Origin of the sequence: Lentzea cavernae, assembly GCF_014653695.1 — a bacterium.
GTDB classification, from domain to species: domain Bacteria; phylum Actinomycetota; class Actinomycetes; order Mycobacteriales; family Pseudonocardiaceae; genus Lentzea; species Lentzea cavernae.
In genome coordinates this window covers 265,598-282,199 of the sequence record NZ_BNAR01000001.1, presented here as the reverse complement: position 1 = coordinate 282,199, position 16,602 = coordinate 265,598, and the positions used below count along the sequence as shown (strand labels likewise).

The 16,602-nt window shown below is 69.1% G+C and carries 18 protein-coding genes; 7 read left to right on the top strand and 11 right to left on the bottom strand.

Annotation, left to right across the window (positions count from 1 at the left end; translation table 11 throughout):
• The first annotated feature begins 12 nt into the window (after positions 1 to 12).
• Both IE307_RS01380 and IE307_RS01375 read left to right on the top strand, forming a co-directional pair.
• Entirely contained in the window at positions 13 to 609 is a 597-nt protein-coding gene (locus IE307_RS01380; protein WP_268250327.1) for a TetR/AcrR family transcriptional regulator, read from the top strand.
• 14 nt (positions 610 to 623) lie between these two features.
• Positions 624 to 1,754 (top strand): acetyl-CoA C-acetyltransferase, encoded by a 1,131-nt coding sequence (locus IE307_RS01375; RefSeq protein WP_191295592.1) that lies wholly within the window; start codon positions 624 to 626, stop codon positions 1,752 to 1,754.
• On the opposite strand, the gene IE307_RS01370 is transcribed toward IE307_RS01375, so the two are convergent.
• The 4 genes from IE307_RS01370 to IE307_RS01355 are packed head-to-tail and all read right to left on the bottom strand — an operon-like array spanning position 1,738 to position 5,033.
• Positions 1,738 to 2,787 (bottom strand): NAD(P)H-dependent flavin oxidoreductase, encoded by a 1,050-nt coding sequence (locus IE307_RS01370; RefSeq protein WP_191295591.1) that lies wholly within the window; start codon positions 2,785 to 2,787, stop codon positions 1,738 to 1,740. The genes IE307_RS01375 and IE307_RS01370 overlap by 17 nt on opposite strands.
• The gene (locus IE307_RS01365; protein WP_191295590.1) at positions 2,784 to 3,497 is read right to left on the bottom strand and encodes a CoA-transferase subunit beta; all 714 of its coding nucleotides are present in this window, start codon (positions 3,495 to 3,497) and stop codon (positions 2,784 to 2,786) included. Before IE307_RS01365 ends, IE307_RS01370 begins: the two co-directional genes overlap by 4 nt.
• Positions 3,494 to 4,291 carry a CoA transferase subunit A gene (locus tag IE307_RS01360; protein WP_191295589.1) on the bottom strand — a complete coding sequence of 266 codons (798 nt, stop codon included), beginning with the start codon at positions 4,289 to 4,291 and terminating at the stop codon, positions 3,494 to 3,496. Before IE307_RS01360 ends, IE307_RS01365 begins: the two co-directional genes overlap by 4 nt.
• Positions 4,266 to 5,033 (bottom strand): enoyl-CoA hydratase family protein, encoded by a 768-nt coding sequence (locus IE307_RS01355; RefSeq protein WP_191295588.1) that lies wholly within the window; start codon positions 5,031 to 5,033, stop codon positions 4,266 to 4,268. Before IE307_RS01355 ends, IE307_RS01360 begins: the two co-directional genes overlap by 26 nt.
• A gap of 63 nt (positions 5,034 to 5,096) precedes the next feature.
• Between IE307_RS01355 and IE307_RS01350 the strand changes: the two genes are divergently transcribed.
• The 3 genes from IE307_RS01350 to IE307_RS01340 are packed head-to-tail and all read left to right on the top strand — an operon-like array spanning position 5,097 to position 7,664.
• Positions 5,097 to 5,858 (top strand): SDR family oxidoreductase, encoded by a 762-nt coding sequence (locus tag IE307_RS01350; RefSeq protein ID WP_229904271.1) that lies wholly within the window; start codon positions 5,097 to 5,099, stop codon positions 5,856 to 5,858.
• Positions 5,855 to 6,709: an SDR family oxidoreductase gene (locus IE307_RS01345; RefSeq protein WP_191295587.1), complete on the top strand. Its 855-nt coding sequence runs from the start codon at positions 5,855 to 5,857 to the stop codon at positions 6,707 to 6,709. Before IE307_RS01350 ends, IE307_RS01345 begins: the two co-directional genes overlap by 4 nt.
• 10 nt (positions 6,710 to 6,719) lie before the next feature.
• Positions 6,720 to 7,664 (top strand): protein kinase family protein, encoded by a 945-nt coding sequence (locus IE307_RS01340; protein ID WP_191295586.1) that lies wholly within the window; start codon positions 6,720 to 6,722, stop codon positions 7,662 to 7,664.
• Here the strand turns inward: IE307_RS01340 and IE307_RS01335 are convergent.
• The gene (locus IE307_RS01335) at positions 7,648 to 8,775 is read right to left on the bottom strand and encodes a steroid 3-ketoacyl-CoA thiolase (protein WP_191295585.1); all 1,128 of its coding nucleotides are present in this window, start codon (positions 8,773 to 8,775) and stop codon (positions 7,648 to 7,650) included. The genes IE307_RS01340 and IE307_RS01335 overlap by 17 nt on opposite strands.
• 128 nt (positions 8,776 to 8,903) lie before the next feature.
• On the opposite strand from IE307_RS01335, the gene IE307_RS01330 reads away from it, so the two are divergent.
• Complete coding sequence (locus IE307_RS01330; RefSeq protein ID WP_191295584.1) at positions 8,904 to 10,130, top strand: cytochrome P450; 1,227 nt, start codon at positions 8,904 to 8,906, stop codon at positions 10,128 to 10,130.
• Positions 10,131 to 10,481: 351 nt separating this feature from the next.
• Here the strand turns inward: IE307_RS01330 and IE307_RS01325 are convergent, their stop codons facing one another.
• From IE307_RS01325 to IE307_RS01300, 6 genes are all read right to left on the bottom strand, one after another.
• Entirely contained in the window at positions 10,482 to 10,958 is a 477-nt protein-coding gene (locus IE307_RS01325) for a hypothetical protein (RefSeq protein ID WP_191295583.1), read from the bottom strand.
• Between the two features lie 117 nt (positions 10,959 to 11,075).
• Positions 11,076 to 11,516, bottom strand: coding sequence for a nuclear transport factor 2 family protein (locus IE307_RS01320; RefSeq protein WP_229904270.1), 441 nt, complete (start codon positions 11,514 to 11,516; stop codon positions 11,076 to 11,078).
• Positions 11,513 to 12,373: a TIGR03619 family F420-dependent LLM class oxidoreductase gene (locus tag IE307_RS01315; RefSeq protein ID WP_191295582.1), complete on the bottom strand. Its 861-nt coding sequence runs from the start codon at positions 12,371 to 12,373 to the stop codon at positions 11,513 to 11,515. The genes IE307_RS01320 and IE307_RS01315 overlap by 4 nt, the downstream gene beginning before the upstream one ends.
• On the bottom strand, positions 12,370 to 13,512 hold the full coding sequence (locus IE307_RS01310) for a thiolase family protein (RefSeq protein ID WP_191295581.1): 1,143 nt from the start codon (positions 13,510 to 13,512) through the stop codon (positions 12,370 to 12,372). Before IE307_RS01310 ends, IE307_RS01315 begins: the two co-directional genes overlap by 4 nt.
• A complete protein-coding gene (locus tag IE307_RS01305; protein WP_191295580.1) occupies positions 13,513 to 14,568 on the bottom strand; it encodes a thiolase family protein in 1,056 nt (351 codons plus the stop codon).
• A gap of 7 nt (positions 14,569 to 14,575) precedes the next feature.
• On the bottom strand, positions 14,576 to 15,520 hold the full coding sequence (locus IE307_RS01300) for a Zn-ribbon domain-containing OB-fold protein (RefSeq protein WP_191295579.1): 945 nt from the start codon (positions 15,518 to 15,520) through the stop codon (positions 14,576 to 14,578).
• 45 nt (positions 15,521 to 15,565) lie between these two features.
• Here IE307_RS01300 and IE307_RS01295 point away from each other — a divergent pair, with 45 nt between their 5' ends.
• Positions 15,566 to 16,594 (top strand): LLM class F420-dependent oxidoreductase, encoded by a 1,029-nt coding sequence (locus IE307_RS01295; protein ID WP_191295578.1) that lies wholly within the window; start codon positions 15,566 to 15,568, stop codon positions 16,592 to 16,594.
• Positions 16,595 to 16,602 lie beyond the last annotated feature (8 nt).

The window sequence follows — 16,602 nt, the reverse complement described above, 5'->3', positions numbered from 1 at the left end:
AAGGTAAGACCGGTGAGCACCAGAAGGCAGGAACTGCTCGCGTTGGCGGCACGGATGTTCGCCGAACGCGGGTACGGGCAGACGACCGTGCGCGACATCGCGGACGCGGCGGGGATCCTGTCCGGCAGCCTCTACCACCACTTCGACTCGAAGGAGTCGATGGTCGACGAGATCCTGCGGACGTTCCTGGACGAACTGTTCACGCGGTACGGGGAGATCGTCGAGGCCGGGCTCGGTCCGAAGCAGACGCTGAAGGCCCTGGTGGTGGCGTCGTTCGAGGCGATCGACACCCGGCACGCCGCGGTCGCGATCTACCAGAACGAGGCCAAGCACCTGGCACCGCTCGAACGGTTCTCCTACATCGACGACCGCAGCGTGGAGTTCCGCAAGCTGTGGACGGTGTTGCTGGAGGAGGGCATCAGCGCGGGAGTGTTCCGCGCCGACCTCGACGTCGACGTGGCGTACCGGTTCATCCGCGACACGGTGTGGGTGGCCGTGCGGTGGTACCGGCCGGACGGCGAACTGCGCGCGGAAGCGGTCGCCGACCAGTACCTCGCCATCCTGCTCGACGGCATCGCCACGGGCCGCAGGAAGAACTCGAAGACGTAAGAAGGAGGGCCCTCGTGGCCGAGGCGTACATCATCGAGGCTGTGCGGACCCCGGCGGGCAGGCGTGGTGGCGAACTGAGCCACGTCCACCCGGCCGATCTCGGCGCGCACGTGATCACGGCGCTGCTCAACCGCGTCGACGTCGATCCCACGGACGTGGACGACGTGATCTTCGGGTGCGTGGACACCGTCGGCCCGCAGGCGGGTGACATCGCGCGGACGTCCTGGCTGGCCGCGGGTTTCCCGGAGCAGGTGCCGGGCGTGACGGTCGACCGGCAGTGCGGGTCGAGCCAGCAGGCGCTGCACTTCGCGGCCCAGGCGGTGATGAGCGGCACGGCCGACGTCGTGGTCGCGGGCGGCGTGCAGAACATGTCGCAGGTGCCGATCGGCTCAGCTATGACCATCAGCCCGTTCGAGGGCTGTGAGGGCTGGCAGCACCGCTACGGCGACGAGGAGGTCAGCCAGTTCCGGGCGGCCGACCTGATCGCCGTGCGGTGGGACCTGTCGCGGCGCGAGATGGAGGACTTCGCGCTGCAGAGCCACCTCCGGGCGATCACCGCGATCAAGGAGGGCCGGTTCGACCGCGAGATCGCGCCGGTCAACGGGATCGCGGCCGACGAGTGCCCGCGGCCGGACACCAGCGCCGAGAAGATGGCGAAGCTGCAGCCGTTGCGGCCCGGTGGGCGCACGACGGCCGCGCTGTCGTCGCAGATCTCCGACGGCGCCTCGGCGGTGCTCGTGGTGTCCGAACAGGCTGTGCGCGAGCACAAGCTGACACCTCGGGCGCGCGTGCACCACATGTCCGCCCGCGGGTCCGACCCGATCTACATGCTGACCGCGCCGATCCGGGCGACGAAGTACGCGCTGCAGCGGGCCGGGATGTCCCTGTCGGACATCGACCTGTTCGAGATCAACGAGGCGTTCGCGTCGGTGGCCATGGCGTGGGCCAAGGAGCTGAAGATCGACCTCGGGAAGGTCAACGTCAACGGGGGAGCGCTGGCGCTCGGCCACCCGATCGGCGCGACCGGCACGAAGCTGTTCACGACGTTGCTGCACGAGCTGGAGCGGACAGGCGGCCGGTTCGGACTGCAGACGATGTGCGAGGGCGGCGGTCAGGCGAACGTGACGATCATCGAACGTCTCTGAGCCGGTCGATCGCCGCCTCGGCGTCCTTGACGATCCCCTCGATCAGGTCCGCGCACGTGGGCAGGTCGCCGAGCAGCCCGGCGACCTGACCGGACGCGAGCACGCCCGCGTCGGTCCTGCCCTCGACCAGGCCGGCCCTGAGGAGCATCGGCGTGTTCGCGGCCATGATCACCTGCGACCACGTGAGGTCCTTGCCGTGCTTCATGGCCAGGCCCTCGCGGATCATCGCGCGCCACGACAGTCCGGTGTGCCGCCGGAACCTCGCCGCGTTGGAGACCGCCCTGGCCAGGCTGCTGATCCGTCCCGACTTCTCGAGGTGCTCGACCAGGTCCGACCTCAGGACGCGGTGCGGGAGGCCGTCGACCCGCGTGGTCACGACGGTGCCGTTCAGATCCCGTTGCAGGTAGGCCTGTTTCACCGCGTCCGGGACCGTGCTCTCCTGCGTGAGCAGGAACCTCGTGCCCATCGCGATGCCGGCCGCGCCGTACGCGAGAGCGGCAGCGAGGCCTCTGCCGTCGAAGAAGCCGCCGGCCGCGATCACCGGGATGTCCACGGCGTCCAGCACGCTCGGGAGCAGGAGGGTCGTGGCGACACCGCCGGTGTGGCCGCCGCCCTCGCCGCCCTGCACGATCACCGCGTGGGCGCCCCACTTCGCGACCTTCTCCGCGTGCCGGGCCGCGCCGATCGACGGGATCACGACGACACCGGCGTCGGTCAGCTTCGCGATCATGTCCGGTTTCGGGGCCAGCGCGAAGGAAGCGACCTTCACCTGTTCGCGGATCAGCAGGTCGATCCGCTCCGGCGCGTCGTGCGCGTCCGCCCGGAGGTTCACGCCGAACGGCGCGGACGTGCGGGACCGGGTCTCCTTGACGGCGGCTTCGAGCTCGGGGAAGGTCATGGTCGCCGAGGCCAGGATGCCGAGCCCACCGGCCTCGGCGGTCGCGGAGACCAGGCGCGGTCCGGCGACCCAGCCCATGCCGGTCTGCACGACCGGGTGCCGGACGCCGACCAGGTCGGTGAGCGCGGTCCTCACTGCGGGACTTCCTTGTCCCGCTTGCTCTGCGGATCGAGCCTGGTCCTGATCAGCTCCAGTTCCTCGTCGGTCGGGAGCCGCGTCTCGGTCACGTTGTTTGCTATGAGCGGGAACGACGTCTGCTTCCGCACCTCGTCGACCGACACCCCGGGGTGCACGGAGAGGATGCGCATCGAGTGGTCCGGGGTGTCGAAGTCGAGCACGGCCAGGTTCGTGACGACCCGGTGGACGTCGTGGAACGGCCCGGCGGCCCGGTCGTAGCCCACACCGGACACCACGTCCACGGCCTCGACCAGCACCCGCGTGCTGTGCCGCGGCACCCAGTAGCTGGTGCGGTGGTTGACGGTGTTGCCCGGCGCGCCGCGAAAGCCCAGGAGCTGACGAGTGGGCCTCGCGTGGTCGCCGATCGCGGAGATGTTCTGGTTGCCGAACCTGTCGACCTGATTCGCGCCCATCACGACGTGGCGGCGGCCGTGCGCGACGACGTCGAACACCTTCCGGTACGGCAGCCAGCCCTCCACGGTGGACTCGGGCGTGAGCAGGAACGCCTCACCGTCGCTGAGCAGCAGGTCGGGCTCACTCGTCAGCCGAGCGAGTTTCGCGCCTAGGGACGGGATCAGGCCCATCGGGCTGGCGAGGGTCTCACCGGCTCCCAGGAACAGGTCGGCGCACGCGGTGACGCACACCTCGGCTCGCGTGACGTCGCTCATCCCAGGAACCTCTCGTAGAAGTCCGGCCACTGCTCGAGGTCCGTGGCGGCGTTGGCGTACTCGCGCTGGAGGGCCTCGTCGCGGCCGTAGTCCGGGACGCAGCTCGTGAACCCCGCACCGCCCGGCGCCTCCACCACGCCGTCCACCATCATCCGGTTGAGCAGCAACGTCTGCGGCGGCCCGTCGAACGTCTCCACGACCTGCTCGCACGAGACGTACCGCCGGTCCGCGGCCAGGCAGAACAGGTCGTCGAAGTACGGGTCGGGCCCGAGGTACTGGGCGTTGCCGTGCTTGTCGGCGCGGTTGAGGTGCACGAGGGCGACGTCGAGCTTCAACGCCGGCATGGCCACCAGCTCCTCGCCGTCGTCGTACGGCGACCTGACGGTCTTGAGCTCGGGCGCGTACTTGAGGACGTCCGATCCCAGCCCCGCCCTGATCGGCAGGAACGGCAACCGGTGCCCGGCCGCGCGCAGCCCCGTCTGGAACATGCCCTCGTCCAGTTCGAGCACCTCGATCGCGCCGGTCTCCCGCGCCCGCTTGAACCACGGGTCGTAGGGGATCGAGTCGAGCGAGACGAAACCGTAGACGAGCTTGCGGACCTTGCCCGCCGCACACAGCAGCCCGGCGTCCGGGCCGCCGTAGGTGACGACCGTGAGGTCCTCGACCCCCGACCGCAGGATCGCCTTGACCAGGGTCATCGGCTTGCGCCGCGAGCCCCAGCCGCCGATGCCGACGGTCATGCCGTCCTTGATCTCGCCGACGACCTCGTCAGCTGTCATTCGCTTGTCGCGCATGATTTCCGTCCAGGAAGGCCTGCCGGGCGTGGTCCGACACACCGGTGAGGTTCAGCTCGAAGGTGAAGCCCTGCTCGAAGCGGTAGCTCTGGTGCACGCGCTGCGGGTCGATGCCGTTGATGGCCTCCTTGGCCGCCCGGATCACCGCCGTGTCCTTCTTCGCGATCTCCTTGGCGATCTCGCGGGCCGCGTCGTCGAGCCGCGCGCGGGGCACCACCTCGACGACGCTGCCGTGGTGGTGCAGCGTCTGCGCGCTGACGTTGCGGGCCGTGTAGTACAGCGTCCGCATCAGGTGCTGCGGAACGAGTCTGGCCAGGTGCGTCGCCGCGCCGAGCGCGCCCCGGTCGACCTCGGGCAGCCCGAACGTGGCGTCGTCGGACGCCACGATGACGTCCGCGTTGCCGACCAGCCCGACACCGCCACCGAGGCAGAACCCGTTCACCGCGGCGATCACCGGCACCTCGCAGTCGTACACGGCCGCGAAGGCCTTGGCGCACCCGCGATTCGCCGCCACCAGCGCGTTGTACCCCTCGGCGCGCTGGATCTCCTTGAGGTCGACGCCCGCGCAGAAGCCGCGGTTCTCGGCCCTCAGGATCACCACGCGCGTGTCCTGGTCCTCACCCGCGGCCGTGACCGCCCTGGCCAGGTCGAACCAGCCCTGGGACGGGATGGCGTTGACCGGGGGGTAGTCGACGGTGACCTCGATGATGCCGTTTTCGGTGTGGCTGCTGGAGATTCCCATCGCGCCGCCTTCCGAACCAAGCGATTGCTTGGTAATTTAGCAGTGCCGGAGCGACCGGGGTAGGTGCTGGTGGAACTGGACCTCGACGGAGCAGTGGTCCTCGTGACGGGCGGCGTGCGGGGTGTCGGTCTCGGCATCACCCGCGCGTTCCTCTCGGCCGGGGCCGTCGTCGTGACGTGTGCTCGACGACCTGCGGAGGTGGATGGCGCGTCGTTCGTGCCGTGTGACGTGCGGGACGCGGACCAGGTGTCCGAGCTGGTGGCCGGGATCGTCACCGGGCACGGCCGGCTGGACGTGGTGGTCAACAACGCCGGTGGGGCGCCGTTCGCGTTGGCGGACAAGGCGTCGCCGCGGTTCCATTCGAGGATCGTCGAGCTGAACCTGCTGGCGCCGTTGCTGGTGTCGCAGGCGGCGAACGCCGTGATGCAGACGCAGGCCTCTGGCGGCTCGATCGTCAACGTGAGCAGCGTCAGCGGGCGGCGTCCGTCACCTGGGACCGCTGCTTATGGCGCCGCGAAAGCCGGTCTCGACAGCCTGACGTCGTCGCTGGCCGTGGAGTGGGCGCCGAAGGTGCGGGTCAACGCGCTGGCCGTGGGCATGGTGCGGACTGAACAGTCGCACCTGCACTACGGCTCCGAGGCCGGGATCGAGGCCGTGGCGCGGACCGTGCCGTTGGGGCGTCTCGCCTCTCCCGACGAGGTGGGCGCCTGTGCGGTGTTCCTCGCCTCGCCGCTGGCGTCGTACGTGAGTGGCGCGACCTTGGTCGTTCACGGCGGGGGAGAGGCGCCCGCGTTCCTGACCGCAGCCGATGGGGAGTCTTCATGAGCCGGGTCGTGATCGTGACGGGAGCGGGGCGCGGCATCGGCCGTGCCCACGCGCTGGCGTTCGGCGCCACCGGGGCGCGGGTCGTGGTGAACGACCTGTCCGCGGAGGTCGCGGGCGAGGTGGCCGCGTTGATCGGGCCGCGGGCGATCGTCAACACCGACGACGTCGGGACGTGGAGCGGTGCCCAGCGACTTGTCGAGGCGGCGGTCTCCGAGTTCGGCGGCTTGGACGTCCTCGTGAACAACGCCGGCATCGTGCGCGACCGGATGGTGGTCGGCTGCGGCGAGGACGAGTGGGACGAGGTCGTCCGCGTGCACCTCAAAGGCCACTTCGCGACGCTGCACCACGCCGCGGCGCACTGGCGGGCCGTGCACAAGGCTGGGGGAGCCGTCAGCGGACGGGTGATCAACACGTCGTCGGGCGCGGGGCTCTTCGGCAGCGTCGGGCAGGCGAACTACTCGGCCGCCAAGGCGGGCATCGCCTCGTTGACGCTGGTCGCGGCCGCCGAGCTGGCGCGGTACGGGGTCACGGTCAACGCGATCGCCCCCGCCGCGCGGACCCGGATGACCGAGTCGACGTTCGCGGAGATGATGGCGCCGCCGGAGGACGGGTTCGACGCGATGGCCCCGGAGAACGTCTCGCCGCTGGTCGTGTGGCTCGGCAGCGAGGAGGCCGGGGACGTGACCGGGCGGATGTTCGAGGTCGATGGCGGGCGCGTCTGCGTGGTGCACGGGTGGCAGCGCGGGCCGGAGGCCGACAAGGGCTCGCGGTGGTCGCCCGACGAGCTCGGGCCCGTCGTGCGCGAGTTGGTCGCCGAGGACCACCCGGTGCCGGTCTACGGAGCCGAGTAACTTCGATCATGTGACCCGTCAGGCCTCCCACGCCGCCGTTTCGTCCGCGTTGTCGCTGCTCACCGACCAGGAACTGCGTGAGCTGGTGGAACGAGCCGAACCGATCGGTACGGGCATCGGCGGGCCGACGGCGTTGCTGGACGTCGGAGGCACACCGGTGTTCGTGAAGCGGTTGCCGTTGACCGACCTGGAGCTGCGGAACGCCGGGTCGACCGCGAACCTGTTCGACCTGCCCGTGCACGCGCACTACGGCGTCGGATTGGTCGGGGCTGCGGGTTTCGGGGCGTGGCGCGAGCTGGCCGTGCACGTGATGACCACGAACTGGGTGCTGGCGGGTGAGCACGACGGCTTCCCTTTGATGTACCACTGGCGGGTTCTGCCGCACCCCGGCCAGACGCTGTCTGAAGAGCTGGAGAAGGCGGTCGGCTACTGGGGACCGGAGATCGGCCCGCGGATCGAAGCGCTGCGGGAGTCGAGGACGAGCATCGCGCTGTTCCTGGAGTACTTCCCTCACAACCTGCACGACTGGCTGAACGGCCAGGACGACCTCGCGAGCGCTTGCGAGATGGTCGAACGGGAGCTGGCCGCCGGGGTCGAGTTCATGAACTCCCGCGGGCTGCTGCACTTCGACGGCCACTTCCAGAACGTCCTGACCGACGGCGAGCGCCTCTACTTCGCCGACTACGGCCTCGCGATCTCCTCCGCCTTCGACCTGTCCGAGGAGGAGACCGCGTTCTTCGCCCTCAACGAGGGCTACGACCGGTACTACACCGTGACGCACCTGGTGATGTGGTTCTCGTACGCCCTGCGCTCACAGGGGGTTCCGCCGCGGGTGGCGGAGGTCCTCCACCGCCACAACGAGGTCGCGGCGGTGATGAAGGACTTCTACCGCCGGTTCCAGCACGAGAGCCGGCGGACCCCGTACCCGGCGGAGGAGCTCAGATCCGTTCGATGATCGTGCCGGTGGCCATGGCCCCGCCGGCGCACATCGTGATCAACGCCGTGGTCGCGTCCCGGCGCTCCAGCTCGTGCAGCGCGGTCGTGATCAACCGAGTCCCGGAACTGCCCACCGGGTGACCGATCGCGATGGCGCCGCCGTTGACGTTGACCCGGTCGAGGTTCGGCCGGTGCACCGCGGCCCACGACAGCACGACAGACGCGAACGCCTCGTTGACCTCGAACAGGTCGATGTCGGCCATCTTCATGCCGCTGCGCTTGAGCAGGCGCGCGGTGGCGTCGACGGGCCCGTCCAGGTGGTAGTACGGGTCCGAGCCGACCAGGCACTGCGTGACGATCCGGGCTCGCGGGGTGAGGCCGTGCGCCCGCGCGAACTCCTCGTCCACGACCATCACGGCCGAGGCGCCGTCCGAGATCTGCGACGACGTTCCGGCGGTGTGCACACCGTCCGGGACGACGGGTTTGAGTGCGGCCAGCGCTTCGAGGGACGTCTCGCGCAGGCCCTGGTCGGTGTCCACGAGGTCCTCGCCGACCTTCACCGGCACGACCTCGGCGGTGAACCGTCCCGCCGCCCACGCCGCCCGAGCCCGGTTCTGCGACTGGACGCCGAACCGGTCGACCTCCTCGCGCCCGATGCCACGCCGTTCCGCGACGCGCTCGGCGGCGACGAACTGGTTGGGCAGGTCGATCGTCCACGAGTCGGGGCGCGGCATGCCGGTCTCGCCGATGTTGCTGCGCAACGGCACGCGGCTCATCGCCTCCACCCCGCACGCGATGCCGGCGTCGATGGCGCCCGCCGCGATGAGACCGGCGATGAGGTGCGTGGACTGCTGGGCCGAGCCGCACTGGGCGTCGACCGTGGTGCAGCCGGTGGTCTGCGGCAGGCCCGCGTGCAGCCAGGCCGTCCGGGTGATGTTGTTCGACTGTTCGCCCGCCTGGGTGACGGTGCCGCCGATGACCTGTTCGACGGTGGACGGATCGGCACCTGTCCTGTCGAGCAGTCCCCGTTGTGCCGCACCGAGGAGCTCGGCGGCGTGCAGGCCGGACAACCAGCCGTTCCGCCTGCCGATGGGCGTGCGCACCGCTCCCACGATCACCGGACTGCCCACGCGAGCCTCCTAGGACTGGAAACTAGAACACGTTCCTGTAAGGCTCCAGATTGGCCGTGTGGGGGCTTCAACACAAGGCGCAAGCGTGTTTGAATCGGATAGAACGCGTTCCACCTAGGAGGTTGCTCGTGAGCAAGCCGCGCATCCCGGAAGGCTTCGACTTCACCGACCCCGACATGTACGCGAGCCGGCTGCCGTTCGAGGAGTTCGCCGAACTGCGCCAGACCGCGCCGATCTGGTGGAACTCCATACCGCAGGGCTCGGCCGGGTTCCCCGACGACGGCTTCTGGGTCGTGACGAAGCACCGCGACGTCAAGGAGGTCTCGCGCAACAGCGAGCTGTTCTCCAGTCGCGAGAACACGGCGATCATCCGCTTCAAGGAGGACATGCCGCGCGACAACATCGAGATGCAGCGGCTGCTGTTGCTCAACATGGACCCGCCGACCCACACCAAGCAGCGCGCGATCGTGTCGCGCGGCTTCACTCCCCGGGCGGTCAACAACCTGCGGGACGCGCTGGCGTCCCGGGCCGAGCAGATCGTGGCCGAGGCGCTGGAGAAGGGCAGCGGTGACTTCGTCTCGGACGTGGCGTGCGAGTTGCCGTTGCAGGCGATCGCCGAGTTGATCGGGATCCCGCAGGACGATCGGCGGAAGATCTTCGACTGGTCGAACCAGATGATCGCGTATGACGACCCCGAGTTCGAGATCGAGCCGCTGACCGCCGCGACCGAGTTGCTCGGGTACTCGTGGACCATGGCGGAGGATCGGCGGAAGTGCCCGCGGTCGGACATCGTGACGAAGCTGGTCCAGGCCGATGTGGACGGGGCCGGGCTGGCTTCCGAGGAGTTCGGGTTCTTCGTGTTGTTGCTCGCGGTGGCGGGTAATGAGACCACTCGTAATGCGATCACGCACGGGATGAAGGCGTTCTTCGACCACCCTGAGCAGTGGGAGCTGTTCAAGTCGTCGCGGCCTGCTACTGCTGGGGATGAGATCGTTCGGTGGGCCACGCCGGTGGTGTCGTTCCAGCGGACCGCGATGGCCGACACCGAGCTGAGCGGTGTGGAGATCAAGCAGGGGCAGCGTGTGGGGATGTTTTACTCGTCGGCGAACTTCGACGAGGAGGTGTTCGAGTCGCCGGAGACGTTCGACATCACCCGTGACCCGAACCCGCACCTCGGATTCGGGGGGAGTGGGGCGCACTTCTGCATCGGGGCGAACCTCGCCCGGCTGGAGATCGACCTGATCTTCAACGCGATCGCGGACGCGATGCCGAACATCAAGCAGCTGGCGGAGCCGCGGCGGCTGCGGTCCGGGTGGCTCAACGGCATCAAGGAGTTCCGGGTCCAGTACTCGTGACGGTTCGTGCCTGTGACGAGCCGGTGCCGGTCATCGCCGCTTCGCGACGATTGCGATTGGGGCTTGACTTCGGGGCCCTTGTGAGGCCCTGGATCGGCCTTGAAAAGCTGGGGCATCAAGGAGCCCAGCCGATCGATCAGTGTAGGGCCTCACACCCAAAGTCAAGCCCCAATCGCCGTCGTGGTTGCGTCACCACCGCTTGCTCAGCCGAGAGAGGTTCGCACGCCTCGGCTTCGCCATTGCCGTTGGCGGCCAAGGGCTCGGCTTCGCCATTGCCATGCGTGAGACGACTGAGGCCCCTCCGCCTGCGGACGGAGGCGTGGAGACCGGCTGTGGTTGTCGGCCTGGGTGTCAGCGGGTCTGCTCGGCCTCGTAGATCTCGGAGATGATTGCTTCGTCTCCGTTGATGGCCTTGAAGAGCGCCTGGAGGCAGCCTCGCTTGCCGCGAACCTCAGGTGGTTCGGTGACGCACTGCTCGTTCCACGTGCGGGCAGCGTCCCTGACTTCGAGTGCTGTCAGGCCCGTGTCGAGGTACTTGGCACCGTCGACCGCAACGGTCTTCGCGAGCTTCTCGATCGTGGTCGCGAAGTTCTCCAGTGCGAGCACGCACTGGGAGGTGAACGCGTCGGCACTCTGGCACTTCTTGCGGGGAGACGCAGCCGTGAGTTCCCGCTCCCAGACCTGCAGGAACTTCGTCTTGCTCGTGGTCGTCGTCGGCGCGGTCGTCGTGGTCGCCGTGCTGCTCGATGTCGGCGTGGCTCGGGTGGATCCGCTCGAACTGCAGGAGGCGACCGCCATGAGGAGCATGACGGCAAGTACTGCTCTCATGGGCGTCTCCTTCGTTCGCCCTGATGGTCGTTCCGATTGACACCCGCGTTACGCCAGCGCTCGTATACGACTGAGGCCCCTCCGCCTGCGGACGGAGGGGCCTCATGCTGTGGGTGATCAGGTCTCGACGCGCAACGTCGCCAGCGCCCGTTCCGTCTCCCAGAACGCCCTCATCGACTTGATCAGGCCGTCCTCGCCCACGTTGTAGACGAACACGCCCTCGGTGTCGACGCGCGCCCCACCGGGCAGGAACGCGCTGATCGTGCCGACGTTCGCGCACTCCGAGCCGGCGGCGAACGAGTCGTGCATGGCGAACTCGAAGCGTTCCACGTTGGCGATGGCGAGGTCCCAGAAGGCGGAGATCGCCTCCTTGCCGTGATGGCCCTTGCCTTCGGCGTCGAACATCGACGGGCCCACCGGGTCCTCGACGACGGCGTCCTCGGCGAAGAGGGCCAGCCACTCGTCCTTGGCGCCGCGGGTCACGCAGTCCATGGAGCGCCAGGACGCCACGCGGGCCGGGGTTTCTGTCTTGGAAGCCGTCCAGGTCACTGCGGTCACGCGAACTCTCCGATCACCTCGTCGGCGAAGCGCCGAAGTCCGTCCTTCTTGGCCTGCAGGCTGCCGTCGAAGCCGACGCCGTAGAACAGCCAGGGCACCACGATCGTGTCGGTCACGCCGACCTCGTCGAGCTGCTTGTACCCGTCGAGCCCGAACCGGTCGATGCACACGGCCTGGATCTCGAACGGCCGCTCGAAGCAGCCGAGATCGGTGAGCTGGGCGATCACCGACTTGAGCTCCTCGAACTTGATCATCGCCGACGTCCAGCCGTCCCCGACGCGGGCGGCGCGCTTCAACGCGGCGGCGGAGTGACCGCCGACGTAGAACGGCACCGGCGAAGTGGGTGCCGGCGACATCTGGAGGCGGTCGAAGTCGAAGTAGTCGCCGTGGTACTCGACCATGCCGCCGCCGAGCACGAGTTTGAGGACGTCGATCATCTCGTCCACGCGGGGGCCGCGGTTCTTGAAGGGGACGCCGCACCACTCGAACTCCTCCGGTGACCAGCCCAGGCCCACGCCGAAGCCGAAGCGGTTGCCGGTCATGTGGGCCACGGAGCCGACCTGGCGGGCCAGGAGGAGTGGGTTGCGGGAGCCCAGTTTGAGGACCTGGGTGTAGAAGTTGATGCGGGACGTGACGGCGCCCATCGCTGCTGCGGCCACGAACGGGTCCACCCAGGGGGTGTCGGCGTTCCACATGCGGGAGCCGTCCGGGGTGTACGGGTAGTCCGCGGAGACCTTCTCCGAGAAGAAGAGGGAGTCCGGCAGGGCGATGGAGGCGTAGCCGCACTCCTCGGCGCACTGGGCCAGCTCGGTCAGCTGGTCGAGCGGGCTCATGGCGATGCCCACGGTGAACTTCAAGGCTTCTCCGATCCTACGACCCACATGGCGAAGAACTGCGAGCCGCCGCCGTAGGCGTGGCCCAGCGCGACCCGCGCGCCGTCGACCTGGTGGTCTCCCGCGGTGCCCATGACCTGCATGGCGGCTTCGGCGAAGCGCAGCAGGCCCGAGGCGCCGATGGGGTTGGACGAGAGCACGCCGCCGCTCGGGTTGACCGGCAGGCGGCCGCCTATCTCGGTCTCGCCCGCCTCGGTGAGCTTCCAGCCCTGGCCGATGTCGGTGAAACCGAGGTTCTCGAGCCACATCGGTTCGAACCAGGAGAACGGGACGTAGATCTCGGCGGCGTCCACTTCGGACAGCGGGTCGGTGATGCCGGCCTGCTTCCACAACGCCCGTGCGGCGTCTTGGCCTGCCTGGGGATTCACCTGGTCGCGGCCGGCGAACGTCGTGGGCTCGGTGCGCATCGCCGTCGCGCGGATCCAGGCGGCCTGACCCGACGTGGGTTCCGACGAGATCACGACCGCGCAGGCGCCGTCTGATGAGGGACATGTTTCGTCGTAACGGATGGGGTCCCACAGCATGGTGGAGGCCTGCACCGACTCGACGGTGATGTCCGGCTGTTTCAGGTGTGCGTAAGGGTTCTTGGAACCGTTGCGACGATCTTTGGCGGCGACCATCGCGCCGATGTGCTCAGGTGCAGCGGAACGGCGGATGTAGGAGCGCACGTGCGGGGCGAAGTAGCCGCCCGCGCCCGCGTGCACGGGCATGGTGAACGGTGTCGGCACGGAGAGCGCCCACATGGCGTTGGACTCGGACTGCTTCTCGAAGGCCACGGCCAGCACGCGGTCGTGGACGCCGGACTGGACGAGCGACGCGGCCACGTTGCCGGTGCTGCCGCCGACCGAGCCGGCGGTGTGCACGCGCAGCAACGGTTTGCCGACGGCGCCCAGGGCGTCCGCGAGGAACAGTTCGGGCATCATCACGCCCTCGAACAGGTCCGGTGCCTTGCCGAGGACCACGGCGTCGATGTCGGACCAGTCCACGCCGGCGTCGGCCATCGCGCGGTCGATCGCCTCGCGGCACAGGCCCGCCATCGACACGTCGAGGCGTTTCGCCGCGTGGTGCGTCTGGCCGGTGCCGACCACTGCTGCCGGTCGCATCTACTCCCGCCCTTCCATGACGCAGACGAGGTTCTGCTGGAGCAACGGGCCGCTGGTCGCGTGCCCGAGGGTCTTGGAGGCGGTGCCGTCGTGGATCCGGCGGGCGGCCTCGCCGATGCGGGCCAGGCCGGCCGCGAACATCGGGTTGCCCGCCAGCACGCCGCCGGACGGGTTGACGGTCACGTCGTCGCCGAGGCCGAGTGCCTGACGCAGCAGGATCTCCTGGTGGGTGAACGGCGCGTGCAGCTCGGCCACCTGGACGCCGTCGGCGCCCGCCGCCTTGCCCGCTGCCACCGCGGAGGGCGACGTGGTGAGGTCGCGGGTGCCGAACGACGGTGAGTCCACGCGGTGTTCGAAGCCGGTGATCCACGCCGGGCGTTCGCACAGTTCGCGTGCTCGGTCCCCGGCGGCCAGCACGACCGCCGCGGCGCCGTCGGTGATGGGCGCGCAGTCGTGGCGGCGCAACGGATCCGCGACGTAGGGCAAGGTCAGCAACTCGTCGGCGTCGACCTTGCCGGACAGCTGGGCCAGCGGGTTGGAGAGGGCGGCGGAACGGCTCTGCGCGGCCACGGCGGCCATCGCGCGCTCGTCCCACAGGCCGTTCTCGATGCCCATGCGCGCCTGGATTCCCGCCAGACCCAGGGAGTCCGGCCACAGCGGTGTGACCACGTAGGGGTCGAGCTGCATCGCCATGACGCGGCGCAGCTGCCCGGCCGACGACTTGCCGAAGCCGTAGACGAGGGCGGTGTCGACCTCGCCGCAGAGCAACTTGACCCACGCCTCGTAGAGCGCCCAGGCCGCGTCCATCTCGACGTGCGACTCGGCGATCGGCGGGAACGCGCCGATCGCGTCGACCGCCGAGACGAACGAGAACGCGCGTCCCGCCAGGTAGTCCGAGGAGCCCGAGCACCAGAACCCGATGTCGGTCTTGGTGAGCCCGAGCCCGCCGAGCACCTCGTGGAAGATCGGCACCAGCATCTCGACACCGTTGGTGGTGCCGTCGGTCTCGCGCACGCAGGGCGTCTGCGCGAAGCCGACTACCGCAATGTCACGCACACGAGCCTCACAGGTGCTGGGAGTAGGAGTCGAACGGCGCGTCCGGCTCACCGGACGGCTTGAAGTGGTCGATGTTCTGCATGGTCGGTCCCCACTCCTCGCGCGGCTTCCACACGGCCTCGACGCGCATGCCCATCCGCACGTCCTCGGGTGCGACGCCGAGCAGCAGGTGCAGGAACGGGATGTCCGCGCCGTCGAGCAGCACGTACGCCGAGACGTACGGCGGTGGGATGCGCTGGCCGAGGAACGGCACGTTGACCACGCAGAACGTCGTGATCGTGCCGCGGTCGGTGAGCTCGATCTGGTCCGTGGTCGGCACGCCGTCCGTCGGACACGCCGGTCGCGGCGGGAAGTAGACCTTCTCGCAGGACGGGCAGCGCTGGGCGATCAGCCTTCCCTCCATGAGACCGCGCAGGAACGGGTCCTCCGTCGGCGACGCCGAGTGCGTGTAGTGCAGGTTCACCGGCGTGGTGACCATCGTGACGTCATCGGCGTCGGCCGGTTCCTCCGCCGGCTCGTCGGAGAGCTCGAAGCACTCGATGTCCGTGATCGCACCGACTCGTTCCCCGCGCCACCTCGCACGCACACGTGCGCCCGTGGAGATCTGATCGGGCGAACCGGCGTCGACGGCGTGCAGCAGCGAGGTGTCCGCGCCGTCGAGCTGGACGAGCGCCCACGCGAACGGCCGGTCGAGCGGCTGTCCTTCGAGGGGCTCGGGAATCCACGACCACCCGCGCACGACACCGGTCGCCGCCACGTCCACGAACTCGTGGAGGCGTTCGGCGGTCACGGGGTCGTACTCGAGCGGCGGCACGTGCACGCGCCCGTCGCTGCCGCGGATCCCGGTCACCCTGCGGCGGCGCAGATCCGAGAGGAACCGGCCCAGCGTCGGGCCGAGGGAGCGCGTGTAGTCGAAGCCAACGTCGAGCGGAGCACTCAGCGGCCGAGTCACAGATCAAAGTGAAACAGGTTCTCGAAATGGTGGCAAGATGGGTGCATGAAGCTCGGTCTGCAGCTCGGGTACTGGGGCGCCGGTCCGCCTCAGAACGCCGCCGTTCTCGTGGCGGCGGCGGAGGAATTCGGCTTCGACGCGGTGTTCGCCGCCGAGGCGTGGGGATCGGACGCGTTCACCCCGTTGGCGTGGTGGGGATCCGAGACGTCGAGGGTGCGGCTCGGCACGTCCGTCGTGCAGATGTCGGCGCGCACGCCGGCCGCCTGCGCGATGCACGCGCTGACGCTGGACCACCTGTCCGGTGGCCGGTTCATCCTCGGGCTCGGCGTGTCCGGGCCGCAGGTCGTGGAGGGCTGGTACGGGCAGCCGTTCGCGAAACCCCTGGCCAGGACCAGGGAGTACGTGTCGATCCTGCAGCAGGTGATGGCGCGCGAGGCGCCGGTGAGCAACGACGGTCCGCACTACCCGTTGCCCTACCAGGGGCCTGGTGCGCTGGGGCTCGGCAAACCGTTGAAGCCCATCACCCACCCGTTGCGCGCTGACCTGCCCATTTGGCTCGGTGCGGAGGGTCCGAAGAACGTCGCGCTGACGTCGGAGATCGCGGACGGGTGGCTCGCGATCTACTACGCGCCACGGCTCGCCGACATGTACAACGAGTGGCTCGACGAGGGCTTCGCGAAGTCGGGTCGTAGCAGGGAGAACTTCGAGGTCGCGGCCACGTGCCAGGTCGTCGTGACGGATGATCCCGAGTCGGTGCGGGCGATGCTGAAGCCGTTCGTCGCTTTGTACATCGGCGGAATGGGTGCTCCCGGGATGAACTTCCACGCCGAGGTGTTCACCCGCATGGGATACGGCGAGGTCGTCCAGGACGTCGGCAAGCTCTTCCAGGCGGGGCGCAAGGACGAGGCGGCGCAGGTGGTCCCGGACGAGTTGGTGGCCGAGATCAGCATCGTCGGCGACGCCGAGCACGTGCGCGAGGAGGTCCGGCGGTGGGAGAAGGCGGGTGTCACGACGTTGCTCGTCGGATGCCGCGACGTTGCCTCGATCAAGGCCTTGTCGGAGGCTTGTCAGTAGGTGAAACG